This window comes from Streptomyces sp. NPDC024017 (assembly GCF_040638895.1).
In the GTDB taxonomy this organism is placed as follows: Bacteria; Actinomycetota; Actinomycetes; order Streptomycetales; family Streptomycetaceae; genus Streptomyces.
In genome coordinates, this window is the sequence record NZ_JBEZYZ010000001.1 from 226,523 (window position 1) to 239,484 (window position 12,962).

Annotated in this window: 13 protein-coding genes and 1 tRNA gene; 10 read left to right on the forward strand and 4 right to left on the reverse strand. The window is 72.6% G+C overall.

Annotation, left to right across the window (positions count from 1 at the left end):
• Nucleotides 1-57: 57 nt before the first annotated feature.
• From AB0G20_RS01085 to AB0G20_RS01105, 5 genes are all read left to right on the forward strand, one after another.
• Entirely contained in the window at nucleotides 58-1,695 is a 1,638-nt protein-coding gene (locus AB0G20_RS01085) for an alkaline phosphatase D family protein (protein ID WP_361293872.1), read from the forward strand.
• A 282-nt stretch (nucleotides 1,696-1,977) separates the two neighbouring features.
• A complete protein-coding gene (locus AB0G20_RS01090) occupies nucleotides 1,978-3,849 on the forward strand; it encodes an FAD/NAD(P)-binding protein (protein ID WP_361295746.1) in 1,872 nt (623 codons plus the stop codon).
• 83 nt (nucleotides 3,850-3,932) lie between these two features.
• Complete coding sequence (locus tag AB0G20_RS01095) at nucleotides 3,933-4,385, forward strand: DoxX family protein (RefSeq protein WP_361293875.1); 453 nt, start codon at nucleotides 3,933-3,935, stop codon at nucleotides 4,383-4,385.
• Nucleotides 4,386-4,638: 253 nt separating this feature from the next.
• The gene (locus tag AB0G20_RS01100) at nucleotides 4,639-5,235 is read left to right on the forward strand and encodes a VTT domain-containing protein (RefSeq protein ID WP_361293878.1); all 597 of its coding nucleotides are present in this window, start codon (nucleotides 4,639-4,641) and stop codon (nucleotides 5,233-5,235) included.
• A gap of 127 nt (nucleotides 5,236-5,362) precedes the next feature.
• Nucleotides 5,363-6,649: a phosphatase PAP2 family protein gene (locus AB0G20_RS01105; RefSeq protein WP_361293881.1), complete on the forward strand. Its 1,287-nt coding sequence runs from the start codon at nucleotides 5,363-5,365 to the stop codon at nucleotides 6,647-6,649.
• A gap of 20 nt (nucleotides 6,650-6,669) precedes the next feature.
• Here the strand turns inward: AB0G20_RS01105 and AB0G20_RS01110 are convergent, their stop codons facing one another.
• Nucleotides 6,670-6,915: a DUF2277 domain-containing protein gene (locus AB0G20_RS01110; protein ID WP_361293884.1), complete on the reverse strand. Its 246-nt coding sequence runs from the start codon at nucleotides 6,913-6,915 to the stop codon at nucleotides 6,670-6,672.
• Between the two features lie 102 nt (nucleotides 6,916-7,017).
• Between AB0G20_RS01110 and AB0G20_RS01115 the strand changes: the two genes are divergently transcribed.
• Both AB0G20_RS01115 and AB0G20_RS01120 read left to right on the forward strand, forming a co-directional pair.
• Nucleotides 7,018-7,932, forward strand: a complete 915-nt coding sequence (locus tag AB0G20_RS01115; protein ID WP_361293887.1) for a 2-dehydropantoate 2-reductase — start codon at nucleotides 7,018-7,020, stop codon at nucleotides 7,930-7,932.
• Between the two features lie 87 nt (nucleotides 7,933-8,019).
• Nucleotides 8,020-8,373, forward strand: coding sequence for a hypothetical protein (locus tag AB0G20_RS01120; protein WP_361293890.1), 354 nt, complete (start codon nucleotides 8,020-8,022; stop codon nucleotides 8,371-8,373).
• Nucleotides 8,374-8,412: 39 nt separating this feature from the next.
• Here AB0G20_RS01120 and AB0G20_RS01125 read toward each other — a convergent pair whose 3' ends face one another.
• Nucleotides 8,413-9,069, reverse strand: a complete 657-nt coding sequence (locus AB0G20_RS01125; protein ID WP_361293893.1) for a DUF305 domain-containing protein — start codon at nucleotides 9,067-9,069, stop codon at nucleotides 8,413-8,415.
• 100 nt (nucleotides 9,070-9,169) lie between these two features.
• Entirely contained in the window at nucleotides 9,170-9,628 is a 459-nt protein-coding gene (locus AB0G20_RS01130; RefSeq protein WP_361293896.1) for a DUF6153 family protein, read from the reverse strand.
• Between the two features lie 182 nt (nucleotides 9,629-9,810).
• Here AB0G20_RS01130 and AB0G20_RS01135 point away from each other — a divergent pair, with 182 nt between their 5' ends.
• The gene (locus tag AB0G20_RS01135; protein WP_361293899.1) at nucleotides 9,811-10,362 is read left to right on the forward strand and encodes a hypothetical protein; all 552 of its coding nucleotides are present in this window, start codon (nucleotides 9,811-9,813) and stop codon (nucleotides 10,360-10,362) included.
• A gap of 76 nt (nucleotides 10,363-10,438) precedes the next feature.
• On the opposite strand, the gene AB0G20_RS01140 is transcribed toward AB0G20_RS01135, so the two are convergent.
• Nucleotides 10,439-10,510, reverse strand: a tRNA-Val gene (locus tag AB0G20_RS01140).
• Between the two features lie 210 nt (nucleotides 10,511-10,720).
• Here AB0G20_RS01140 and AB0G20_RS01145 point away from each other — a divergent pair.
• A complete protein-coding gene (locus AB0G20_RS01145) occupies nucleotides 10,721-11,494 on the forward strand; it encodes a DUF4097 family beta strand repeat-containing protein (protein WP_361293902.1) in 774 nt (257 codons plus the stop codon).
• Between the two features lie 74 nt (nucleotides 11,495-11,568).
• On the forward strand, nucleotides 11,569-12,957 hold the full coding sequence (locus AB0G20_RS01150; RefSeq protein ID WP_361293905.1) for a hypothetical protein: 1,389 nt from the start codon (nucleotides 11,569-11,571) through the stop codon (nucleotides 12,955-12,957).
• The last annotated feature ends 5 nt before the right edge of the window (nucleotides 12,958-12,962 follow it).

Consider the following 12,962-nt stretch of genomic DNA (forward strand, 5'->3'; position numbering starts at 1 on the left):
GCTCCCCGCCGGCCTCCGTCGTTCCGTACCGTACGGGGCGACGGAGAGGGGAACGACATGAGCGCACTGCGCCTCGGACCGCTGCTGAGGTACACCGACGGCTCGTCCGCGACCGTGTGGGTCGAGACGAGCCGTCCGTGCACCGCCGAGGTGCGCTGCGCCGACGGCGCCGGCGGCACGGCCCGCAGCTTCCAGATCGCGGGCCACCACTACGCGCTGGTCCCGGTGACCGGCCTCACGGCCGGTACGACCACGACGTACGAGGTGCTCCTCGACGGCACCCGGGTGTGGCCGCTGCCCGGCTCCCCCTTCCCGCCCTCGGCGATCCACGCGCCGGGCCCGGACGGCGACTTCAACGTCGCCTTCGGCTCCTGCCGCTGGGCCTCTCCGCCGGCGGGCGGCGACGACCCCGTCGGCCCGGACGCCCTGGACGCCCTCGCCACCCGCCTCGCGGCCGACCCCGAGGGCGAGCGGCCGCACGTGCTGCTGCTGCTCGGCGACCAGGTGTACGCCGACGAGACCTCCGACTCCACACAGCGCTGGCTGGCGGGCCGCCGCGACCTGAAGGAAGGGCCGGGCAACGGGGTCGCGGACTACGAGGAATACACGCACCTCTACTACGAGTCGTGGCTCGACCCGCGCATCCGCTGGCTGCTGTCCACCGTGCCCAGTTTCATGATCTTCGACGACCACGACGTCATCGACGACTGGAACACCTCCGCCGCCTGGCTCACCGACATGCGCTCCACCGACTGGTGGCAGGAGCGGCTGCTGAGCGGCCTGATGTCGTACTGGGTCCACCAGCACCTGGGCAACCTGTCCCTCGAGGAGCTGGCGGCCGACGCGGTGTACGAGGCGGTCCGCGAGACCCCCGACGGCACCGATGTGCTGCGCTCCTTCGCCGCCCGGGCCGACGCCGACGCGGCCACGGCCCGCTGGAGCTACCGGCGCGACTTCGGGCGCGTACGCCTGGTGATGGTGGACAGCCGGGCCGCCCGGGTCCTCGCCGAGGACGAGCGCGCGATGCTCGACCCGGGCGAGGAAGCCTGGCTGCGCGAGCAGGTGCTGGACACGCCCGGGGCGTACGACCACCTGCTGATCGGCACCTCGCTGCCCTGGCTGCTGCCGCACCTGGTGCACGACGCCGAGGGGTGGAACGCGGCCCTGTGCGGCGGCGAACGGGGCGCCCGCTGGGCGCGGTTCGGGGAGAAGGTGCGGCGCGCCGCCGACCTGGAGCACTGGTCGGCGTTCCCCGAGTCCTTCGCGGGGCTGGCGGAGCTGATCGCCGAGGCGGGCTCGGGGCGGGACGCGCCGGCGACGGTGTGCGTGCTGTCCGGGGATGTGCACCACGCCTACATCGCCGAGCCCTCATGGGCCGGCCCGGGCCCGGACGCCCGGGTGGTGCAGCTCGTCTGCTCCCCCGTCCACAACTCCGTGCCGCTGTCGATGCGGCTGGCCTTCCGCATCGGCTGGAGCGCGATGGCGCGGGGCCTCGGCCGCGGCCTCGCACGGCACGCCCGCCTCCCCGACCCGCCGGTCGGATGGCGCAAGACGGGCGGCCCCTGGTTCGGCAACCAGCTCATGACGCTGACCATGCGCGGCCGCTCGGCCCGCCTGCGCCTGGAGCACGCCAAGGCCCGCAAGGGAACGGGGCCACGCCTGACGACCCTCCTGGACTCCGAACTTGCCCCGTAACCTTCCCGTTCCGCCCGTTTGCCGCCGCTGCGTTCCGGGATGCCCCGTGATGCTAGTGAGGCATCCCACAGCGACCGTCAATCCTTCCCCACGAAACTCGGTTACCGCTCCCGGCGACGGCATGATGAGGCGGACCGTCCGCTTCCTGCCCGGCGGACCGCCGACACGCGCCCCACACGCCCGGGAGTTCCACCCTTGTCTGCGTCGCCCGAGGTAACCGAGGAATCCGTACCGGCCGAGGGTCTCGGACCGGCCGCGAGACCCGCGAGCGTCTCGGTCGCCGTGGTCGGCGCCGGACCGCGCGGCACCAGCGTCCTGGAACGTCTGTGTGCCTCCGCCCCGGAACTCCTCCCACCCGGTGCCCGGCTGACGGTGCATGTGATCGATCCGGACCCGCCGGGCCCCGGCCGCGTCTGGCGCACCGCCCAGTCGCCCGAGCTGCTGATGAACACCGTGGCTTGCCAGGTGACTCTGTTCACCGACGACAGCGTGGACTGCTCGGGCCCGATCCGCCCGGGCCCGAGCCTGCACGAGTGGGCGGGCGGCAGGCTGGGCCCGGACGAGTACCCGACCCGGGCCGACTACGGCCGCTACCTGGAGTGGGTGTTCGCCGAGGTCGTACGGCACGCGCCGCCGGCCGTACGGGTCGAGACGCACCGGGCCCGCGCGATACGGCTCGACGACACCCCCGGGGACCGCCAGGCCCTCACCCTCGACGACGGCCGCACCTTGACGGGTCTGTCCGCGGTGGTCCTGGCCCAGGGGCACCTGCCGAGGACCGCCGACCCGGACCGGCTGCGGCTGGCGGCCCACGCCGCGCGGCACGGCCTGACCCACGTCCCGCCCGCCAACCCGGCCGACGTCGACCTGTCCTCGATCCCCCCGGGCGAGCCCGTCCTGCTGCGCGGCCTCGGCCTCAACTTCTTCGACCACACGGCCCTGCTGACGACCGGCCGTGGCGGCCGTTTCGTACGGGACGCCGGCGGCCTTCGTTACCTCCCCTCCGGCCGTGAGCCGCGACTCTTCGCCGGTTCGCGGCGCGGCGTGCCGTACCAGGCGCGCGGCGACAACGCGAAGGGGCCGTACGGGCGGCACGTCCCGCTCGCCCTCACCCCGGAGGTGATCGCCGGGTTCCGCAAGCGCGCGGACTCCGGGGAGGCGCCCGATTTCCTCACGGAGATATGGCCGTTGGTGGCGAAGGAGGTGGAGACGGTCTACTACGGCGCGCTGATCCGGCGGGCCGGGGCCTCCGCCGGGCGGGAGCGGGAGTTCGCCGACCGCTTCCTCGCCGTCCCGCACGGCGACGCCCTGGAGGCGCCGCTGCTGGACGAGTTCGGGGTGCCGGACGCGGACCGCTGGTGCTGGGAGCGGATCTCCCGCCCGTACGCCGGACGGGACTTCGCCCATCCCGGCGAGTGGCGCGACTGGCTGCTGTCGTATCTGCGCGAGGACGCCGCGCAGGCGGCCCTGGGCAATGTGCACGGCCCGCTGAAGGCGGCCCTGGACGTGCTGCGCGACCTGCGCAACGAACTCCGGCTCATCGTGGACCACGGCGGTCTCGCGGGCGCCTCCCGCCGGGCCCACCTGGACCGCTGGTACACCCCGCTCAACGCGTTCCTGTCCATCGGTCCGCCGCGACGCCGCATCGAGGAACTCGCGGCCCTGATGGAGGCGGGTGTGGTGCGGGTGCTCGGACCGCGGCTGCGGGTGACGGACGAGGACGGGGCCTGGGCCGCGCACTCCCCCGACGTGCCGGGTTCGGCCGTCCGTGTGAGAACCCTCATAGAGGCCCGCCTGCCGGAACCCGACCTGCGGCACACCGCCGACGCGCTCCTGGCCGGCCTGCTGCGGAGTGGGCAGTGCCGCCCGCACACCGTCGACGGTTATGAGACAGGGGGTTTGGATGTCACGGCGCGCCCCTATCATCTGATGGGTCGTCAAGGTGTTGCACACACAAGGCGGTTCGCGTTCGGCGTGCCGACAGAAGGCGTGCACTGGGTGACCGCCGCGGGAGCTCGCCCAGGGGTGGATTCGGTCACGCTTTCGGACGCGGATGCGGTGGCGAGAGCCGTTCTACGTGCGGCTGGGCCCGGAATCGAGCCCCAACGGGAGGCAAAGCCGTGGCCAAATGTTGAACTTGCAAGCATCAATTAGGCGCACCTAACGTGGGCTACTCCGCGGTATCCGTCCCCGACCGGCCTCCCCAGGGCCGGCCAACCGAAGGAGTGACCCCCCACATGACCGCTCGCCTCAACGGCGCACAGCCGTACGCGCTCGGGCTGTTCCGGATCGTCGTCGGCCTGCTCTTCGCCTGCCACGGCGCCGTCGCACTCTTCGGCGTCCTCGGAGGCGTGGACGGCAAGGGCGGCACCGCCGCGACCGGTGCCTGGCCGAACTGGTACGCGGCCGTCATCGAACTCGTCGGCGGCGCCCTGGTGCTGCTGGGCCTCGGCACCCGCATCGCGGCCTTCATCTCCTCCGGCGCGATGGCGTACGCGTACTTCAAGGTCCACCAGCCCCAGGGCCTGTGGCCGATCGAGAACAGCGGCGAGGGCGCGGCCATGTACTGCTGGGCGATGTTCCTGCTGATCTTCACGGGCTCCGGCGCCTTCGGCCTGGACCGGCTGCTGGCCAAGCGCACCTCGACCCAGGAGCAGCGTTCCGCGGACCAGGCGCCGGTGGCCGCCTGAGCCGCCCGGCCGTCCGCACCCACAGCGGCGCCTTCCCCCCGGGGGAGGCGCCGTTCTGCATGTACTCACACAGATGCCGACAACTCGGGACGAGCCAAGACGAGGTGAACAGTCCGCACCGAACGTATGAGCCCCCCGTGAACCGCCCGTCACACCCCAGGCGTACGCTCTATGGCTGTCATGGCCACTCCTGCCGCTCCCCCCGCGCCGACGCGGCACGGTCTGGCCCACGGGGGAGTCACGGGGAGTTGCGGTGCTTGAGCAAGTGGGGTTGCCGATCGGCAGCCCATGGATCTACGCGGTGGTGGCCATGTCCGTCCTGCTCGACGTGTTCCTCCCGGTGCTGCCCAGCGGCATCCTGGTGATCACGGCGGCCACGGCGGCGGCAGCGGGCACGGCGACCGACGTGCCCGACATCCTCGTCCTGACCCTCTGCGCGGCCACCGCCTCCGTCCTGGGCGACCTGGTCGCCTACCGCCTCGCCTGGCGTGGCGGTGCCCGCCTGGACCGGGCGATCTCCCGCTCCCGGCGGCTGACCACCGCACAGGAACGGCTCGGCGCGGCCCTCGCCCGGGGCGGCGGCGCCCTCGTCGTCCTCGCCCGCTTCGCACCCGCCGGCCGCTCGGTGGTCTCCCTCGGCGCGGGCGCCGCCCACCGCCGCGCCCGCGACTTCCTGCCCTGGTCGGCCCTGGCCGGCTTCACCTGGGCCGCGTACAGCGTCGCCCTCGGCTACTTCGGCGCCCACTGGCTGGGCGCGACCTGGCTGGCGACGGCGGTGTCGGTGGGGGCGCTGTTCGCCGCCGGGGCAGGGGCGGCGTACGTGATGCGGCGAGAGCCGCGGACGTCGTAGACCGGCTCCGACTCACCACCACGACCACCAAGACCTGGAAGCGGCTGAGACATTGATCACGACGGCGTCGCGGAAAGCCTCTCGGACAAGACGGATCGCCCTTGCCGCGAGACGGCACCCACGGGCCGTGCTGTGGGCCGCGGCAGGCGTGATCACTCTCGGCTTCCTCGTCGCGCTCCAGATCGCCGCACACCATTTGGGCATACCGGGACCGATCACCACGCAGGCACGCGAGGTGATCTACGCCCCCAAGTCCGGGTTCCTGCTGTACGCCAGCCTGGCACTGACGATGGTGGTGCTCACCTGGCGGCAACGGCGCATCGCCCTCGGCGCCGCGATCGGCATCGACCTCGTCTTCCTGCTGGTGCGGTGGGCGACCGGCACCTACCCCGCCGAAGGCCACCCGTTCGGCAACGGCGCACTGTGGGTGATCCTGGGCTGCGCGGTCTTCGCCCTCGCGCGCCGCACCGGCCCCGAACGCGTCCTGATGCTGAAGGGCGTGGGGCTCGGCCTGCTGCTGGTGACCGGCCGCAAGACCGGTGACACCTGGCTGCAGATCACGTCGCAGACCCGCCCGGTCATACTCGACCCCTACGTCGCCATGGCCGATCACGCGCTGGGCAACCCGTCATGGCTGGCGGGCCGGCTCCTCAGGGCGAGCGGCCCGGTCGGCGAGCACGCCCTCGACTACGTGTACGCCCAGCTCGCGGTGGCCGCGGTCTGCGTGGCGCTGTACCAGCTGCGCAACGTGGCGGCCGAACAGCGCTTCCCGCGCCACCACCTGGTGCGCACCTTCCTCCTGATAGGCCTGGTCGGACCGGCCATCTACATGATCTACCCCGTGGTCGGGCCGATGTTCGCCTACGGCCCCGAGGGCGGGTCCTGGGCGGCGGCGAACCTGTGGCCGGACACCCTGCCACCGATCACCACCCCGTACGCGATGCCGTTCGACGAGATCACCCCGCGCAACTGCATGCCCAGCCTGCACACGGCATGGGCCACCACGATCTTCATCCACTCCCGCAGGGGACCGCGCGGCCTGCGTCTGGCCGGCACGTTCTGGCTGATCGGCACCCTCGCCGCGACCCTGGGATTCGGCTGGCACTACGGCGTGGACCTCGTCGCCGGTGTGGTGTTCGCGTACACGATCGAGGCGGCGCTGCGCACGTACGACCACGGCTGGGACCGCGCGGGAACCCAGTTGATCGTCTACGGGACGACCGTCTTCGCGGTGCTGCTGGCTTCCTACCGCTTCCTGCCGATGGAGATGGCCGCATACCCGTGGCTGTCCGGCCCCCTCTGCCTGCTGGCGATGGCCTCGGTCGTCTACGGCTACCAGCGGACCGTCGGGCTGTGGGAAGCGCGGCCCGCAGCCGCACCGCAACCCGAACCGCAGCCCGAACTGGCGGTCTGAGGTCCTGGGCCGGACACGGCTCAGGCCGTCTCCGCCTGGGCCGCCTTCCGGGCCCCGGCCCCGCGGACCTCGAGACCGTCCAGCAACTCGGCCGTGGCCTGCGCGATGGCCTCCACCGCGCGGTCGAACACCTCCTGGTTGTGAGCGGCGGGAGCGCGGAATCCCGAAACCTTCCGCACGTACTGCAGGGCGGCAGCGCGCACGTCCGCCTCGGTGGCCTCTTCGGGCATCGCGGGCGGACGCAGCGTCTTGATACTCCGGCACATGCCCCCAGTCTCACCCTTTCGGCCCCCGTACGACAGCGACGCCTGCCATGATCGCTCCGAGGCGGCCACCATCCCGGGGCCGACCGACGAGAGGAACTCCTCGTGGCGAACGAACTCACCGTGGCCGTCCTGGGTCCCGGCGGCGTGGGCGGCCTGCTCGCCGCCCTGCTCTCCCGCAGCGGCCACCGCGTGATCTGCCTGTCCGGCGAGAAGACCGCCGAGGCCCTGCGCACCGACGGCATCCGGGTCCGCAGCGACCGCTTCGGCGACTTCACGGCCCCCGTCGAGGCGGACACCGAGCTGCGGGAACCGGTCGACGCGTGCCTGGTCACCGTCAAGCACACCGCCCTCGACGCCGCGCTGGCGCGGGTCCCCGCCCCGGTGCTGTCCGGCGGCCTTCTCGTGCCGTTCCTGAACGGCGTCGAACACCCGGCGGCCCTGCGCGCCCGCTACCGGCCCGACCGCGTGGCCCCCGCCGTGATCCGCGTGGAGTCCACCCGTGTCGCTCCGGGCGTCATCGAACACGGCAGCCCCTTCGCGGAGATCGACCTGACCGGCACGGACGTGCCGCGGCCCCGTCTCGACGCCCTCGCCGAGGCCTTCGCCGCCGCCGGTCCGGCCACCCGCGTCCTGGAGGACGAGACGGCGGCCCTGTGGGCGAAGATGTCGTTCCTGGCACCGTTCGCCCTGCTGACCACGCGCTACGGCCTCCCCCTCGGCGACGTCCGCACCCAGCACCGCGACGAACTGACCGCCCTGGTGGAGGAGACGGCCGCGATCAGCCAGGCGTGCGGCGGCCCGGCGGACCCGGCCCAGGCCCTCGCCCGCTACGACGCCTTCCCGCCGTCGATGAAGTCCTCGATGCAGCGCGACGCCGAGGCCGGCCGGCCCCTCGAACTGGAGGCCATCGGCGGCGCGCTGCTCCGCGCGGCCGAGCGCCACGGCGTACCGGCTCCGGTGGCGGCCCGGGTGGTGGGCGAGTTGACGGACAGGTCCGGGGGCGAGGGCGGACGCTGACGCGGCACCTTTGCGGGGGTACACCCGTTCGCATGAACCACAGGAAGGAACTCGCCTGCCAAATTCGAACAGGCGTATCATTGGGCCGTGGCTACGACCTATGACTTTCCGAGTGACCTCCTGGCCGGTCAGGAGGAACTCCATCAGGTCCGGGCCGAGCTGTCGGCCCTGCTGAAGCGGCTCCCCTGGTCGGTGGAGCCGCTGGACGGCTTCAGTGACGACAACGGCTGGCGCAAGGTGGAACGGCCCGCCTCCCCCGGCTGGACCGCCGACGAACAGGCCGAAGTGGAGAAGCTCCGGCAGCGGGAGCACGAACTCGCGGTGTTCGTCAGCACCCACCGCTACTGGTCCGAACTCTCCGGTCCCGAGCGGGTGGCGGCCCGCTCGGGGCTGAAGCACGCGCACGAGGCGCCGCCGGAGGAGACCGGCGGAGCCTCGTGACGCCTCGCCGTCAGATCAGCCGGTGCTCTCGCTCCGGCTCTAGCTCTCGCTCTTGCCGAGGAGCTTGTTCATCTCGCCGATCTCGGCGTTCTGGGCGGTGACGATGTCGTCGGCCATCGCCTTGGCGGGGCTGTAGCGGCCCTTGCTCTGTTCGGTCCGGGCCATCTCCACGGCCCCTTCGTGGTGCTCGACCATCAGGGTCAGGAACTGGTGGTCGAAGGCCTTGCCCGTCAGCTTCTCCAGCGCGGCCATGTCCTCGCCGCTCATCATGCCGGGCATGCCGGAGTGGCCCGACGCGGAGTGGTCCATGCCGCCCGACGCCCCGGGGACGTCCTCGCCCCAGGTCTTCAGCCAGCCGGTCATGGTCCGGATCTCCGGATCCTGCGCCTTCTCGATCCGCCCGGCGAGGTCCCTGACCGTCCCGGAGGAGGCCCGGTCGCCGGCCAGCCGCGCCATCTCCAGCGCCTGCCGGTGGTGCGGGATCATGCCCTGCGCGAAGGCGACGTCCTGGGGGTTGTGGGCGCCGGCGGGCGACGGCGTCGCGGTGGCGCTGTGGCTTCCGGCGTCGCCGTGACCGGCACCGCCGGCGGCACGGTCGGCACCGTCACCGCCACAGGCGGTGAGGACGACCGCCGCGGCAGCCGTGGCGGTCACCAGGGCGGCTCGGCGCGCCAGGGTACGAATGCTCTTGCTCATGCGTGAACTCCTGCTTCTGCAAGGAAGGAACTGCGGATTCCGGACACGACGGGACACCACGCCGCCACCGGTCGGTGCCGGGCGGCGTGATGCGTGGTGTCTAGATCCGCAGAAGCTGGAGCTCGGCGAGGGAAGGCGGGGCCCGCGCACCATCCGTATCCGCGACCGCGTACGCCCGAACGGCACTCTCCCCCTCGACCACGGGGACCGGGTCCTGAACCAGCGGGGGCAACACCGGCCCACCGCCCACGGCACCCGACGCACAGCTCGCGTCGGCGTGCTGGACATGTCCTTCACCGCAGTGCCCGTAGGGCATGAGGTGGGCCTGGAGCACGGGGGTCCGGGGCGTATGGGCCTGGGGCGTATGGCTCTGGGGCGTATGGGCCTGGGGCGTGTGGCTGTGGAGGGCGGCCGCCTGCTGCGTGTGCATCGGGCGAGGGAGACCGCCGCCGGGCGCCAGCCCGTGCATGCCCAGCAACCCCGCCAACAGCCCCAGCACGCACAGCACATGACGCCGCCGCACGGCGAGTCGGGGAGCGCGCTGCCCGGGACTGTTCACGCGCTCATCCTAGAGACACTCCCTGAGCCGACGCCGACCCGGGGCGGACGTGCGTACAAGTCGCGGCCGGATGTGCGAAGGACCGTCCCCCCATCAGGTGAACTCATTCAGCCTTCTACAACCACACGGCTCCCCCGGCGGGTCCTACACCCGCACCACACGAATGATCCCGAGGGGGACCCATGAGCCAGCAGTACCCGCAGCAGCCGAACCAGCCCCACCCGCAGCAGCCCGGTTACGGCGCCCCGGCGCCCCAGCCGCCGAAGAAGCGCGGCGTGGGCAAGATCGCGGGCCTCGGCTGCGCGGGCATCCTCGTCCTCTTCGTCATCGCAGCCGTCGCCACGGGCGGCGGGGGCGACGACAGCAGCGACACCTCGAACAAGGACAAGGCCGTCGCCGCAGAGGGCAAGCCGGGGGACGACAGCCCCAAGAAGGCCGGGTCGGCCGACGAGAAGCCCCAGGCCGAGCAGTTCAGGAGCTGCGTCGCCGAGAACGGCACGGCAACGGAGAAGGCGGCCGTCGAACACGTCACGAAGGTGACCGGCGCGGACAAGCGCAACGACATCCTCGACGCGGCGGAGGTCTTCACCGATTTCAGCGGCGGCATGATGGGCCCCCACCAGGGCGAGGGCAAACTCATCGCCTCCGCGTTCACCTCCTGCTACGAGTCCGAGAACGGCCTCGTCACGGTGTACGACAAGGACGGCGAACTCCTCGCCAACGCGAACTACTGACTCCTGGCGGGCGTGCCAACAGGAGAGGCCCTCCGGGAACCTTCCCGGAGGGCCTCCGACCCGAAACTCGGTGCTGTGGGCGCGGACGGTTTCGAACCGCCGACATCCTGCTTGTAAGGCAGGCGCTCTACCCCTGAGCTACGCACCCGGCTCCCGGGCCACGCCCAGGACGAGTCGACAGCCTACATTGCCCGGGGCGCGGTCCCGCAAACCCGTATCGCGGGACCGTACCGGGTCCCGCACCTGGGGTTAACCCCACCCCTGATCCGGGAGTGGCCCGGATCCCCCGGCGGGCCCCGGATCCATACGGTCGTAGAGCGCCCCAGAGCGCCCGTCGTCCGTCCAGGGGGAGATCGTCATGACCACACGCACCGCCACTGCCCGCGCCGCCGCCCTCACCGGTGCCGTCGTGGTGCTCGTCGCCGGGCTCAGCGCCTGCGGGGCGGCCGCCGGGGACGACACGGATCCCGACCACCGGTCCTTCGCCCTCCAGGGCCGCACCCTCACCGTCGACTCCGACGACTCGGCCCTCGAGGTCGTCGCCTCCGACGGGAAGCCCGCGGGCAAGATCGAGGTCACCCGCTGGTTCCAGGGCTCGGTCGTCGTCGGCAAGGAGCCCGAGGTCACCTGGGACATGCGGGACGACCGCCTGGTGCTGCGCCTGAAGTGCTCCGGCGTCGTCGCCGACTGCTCGGCCAAGCACCGCATCGAGGTGCCCCGCGGCATCACCGTGAAGGTCGAGGACGGCGACGGCAGTGTCCGTGCCCGGGGCTTCCGGGACCCCCTCAGCATCCGCACGGGCGACGGCTCCGTCCGCGTCACCGACACCACCGGTCCCCTGGAGCTGCGTACCGGCGACGGTTCCATCCGGGCGAACGTCGCCTCCCGTGACGTCCGCACCCACACCGGTGACGGCTCGGTCCGCCTCGAACTCGGCGTCGTACCGGACCGCGTGGAGTCCCGCAGCGGCGACGGCTCCGTGAACATCGCACTGCCCCGAGCCGCCTACCGCGTGACCGCCGAGACCGGTGACGGCGGCGTCGATGTGTCGGTGCCCCGGGACGAGACCAGCTCCCATGTGGTGTCCGCTCACACCGGCGACGGCAAAGTGACGGTCCGAACAGCGAACTGACCGGCCCGTGTGTTCGTCCTTAACCGGTGGGAGAATGACACCGGGCAGGGTGGACCACAGCACGGGAGAGGGATGTGACGGCGACACCAGGACAGCCGGACTCGCCGTCGGTGCCGCGCGCACATCGCCCGCGCGGCCGCCTCCCCCGCACCCCCGGGCTGCTCACCTTGATCGTGCTCCCCCTGCTGGCCGCGTCGGCCCTGCCCGCCGCTTTCGCGGGCGGGGGCACCCGGCGCTGGTTCGGCGGCCGGGCCGAGAACCAGCGGGCCGAGGCCCAGGCCGCGAAGGACGCCGCCGCGGCCGCCTTCTACGAGCTCGACACCGCCCAGCGCGACCTGCGCATCTCGATCGAGACGATCACCGCCGTCGACGACTCCCCCGCCGCCCGGCGCGCCGTCGCCGACTTCGACGCCCTCGGCAACCGCATCGACGAGGCCAGCCACCAGTACATCAACGCCGTCGACGCCCACGACCTCGACCGCGACGACCTGGAGGCCTCCACCGCCTCCCGCGCCCGCGCCGAGCTGACCGCCGCCAAGGAGGAACTCGGCCGGGTCAAGCAGGAGCTGGACCGCTTCACCGACGGCCTCGGCCCCCTCCTCGGCAAGGCCGAGACCCAGCTGGCCCGCCTCGCCCCCGCCGTCGAACGCGCCCGCCAGGCCCTGCTCGCCGCCTCCAACGCCCTGGACTCGGTGCGCGCTTCCGGTCTCAAGGCGGACGACCTCGCCGCCCGGCTCGCCGCCCTCTCCCCGGAGCTCACCAAGCTGAACCAGGGCGCCGGACAGCACGGCGTCCCGCACACCCTGGAGCGGGCCGAGCGCGTCACCCGAGAGGCCGAAGCGGTCCGCGTGGAGGCCGAGCGGCTGCCGGACCGCGCCGCCGAGATCGACCACCGCCTCGTCTCCCTGCGCACCCGCGCCCAGGCCCTCACCACCCGCTCCGAGCAGGTCGAACCGACCCTGAGCGAACTCCGCCGCCGCTTCACCGCGGCCTGCTGGCAGGACCTGCAGCACGTCCCCGACGTCGCCGCCGAGAACGTCCGCCAGGCCGAGACCAGACTGGCCGAGGCCCGCACCGCCCGCGGCGAACAGCGCTGGGCCGACGCGACGGCCCTGCTGTCGACCGTACGGGCCCTCCTGAACAGCACCGACGAGGCCGTCTCGGCCGCCGGCGACCGCCTGCACCGCCTGAACGCCGTGCAGAAGGACCCCCAGCAGGAGATCGACCGCACCCGGTTCGCCATCCGCGACGCCCAGCGCCTCGCCATGGCGGGCCGCAACACCCCCGACCCGCGCCACGCCCGGCCCCTGGACGACGCCGTGTCCCGCCTGGACCGCGCCGTCGCCACGCTCGAAGGCCGCCACCCCGACTACTGGCACTTCCTCACGGAGACGGAAGCGGTCCGCCGGTCCGTGGCCCACGTGGTCTCCGAGATCCGCGAGGAACGCGGGGCCGGCCATTGACCGTG

Excerpts from the sequence above, each read along its gene's own strand:
- AB0G20_RS01145 (WP_361293902.1), top strand. The coding sequence starts at position 10,721 with ATGACCACACGCACCGCCACTGCCCGCGCCGCCGCCCTCACCGGTGCC.
- AB0G20_RS01110 (WP_361293884.1), bottom strand. The coding sequence starts at position 6,915 with ATGTGCCGGAGTATCAAGACGCTGCGTCCGCCCGCGATGCCCGAAGAG.
- AB0G20_RS01085 (WP_361293872.1), top strand. The coding sequence starts at position 58 with ATGAGCGCACTGCGCCTCGGACCGCTGCTGAGGTACACCGACGGCTCG.
- AB0G20_RS01095 (WP_361293875.1), top strand. The coding sequence starts at position 3,933 with ATGACCGCTCGCCTCAACGGCGCACAGCCGTACGCGCTCGGGCTGTTC.
- AB0G20_RS01125 (WP_361293893.1), bottom strand. The coding sequence starts at position 9,069 with ATGAGCAAGAGCATTCGTACCCTGGCGCGCCGAGCCGCCCTGGTGACC.
- AB0G20_RS01135 (WP_361293899.1), top strand. The coding sequence starts at position 9,811 with ATGAGCCAGCAGTACCCGCAGCAGCCGAACCAGCCCCACCCGCAGCAG.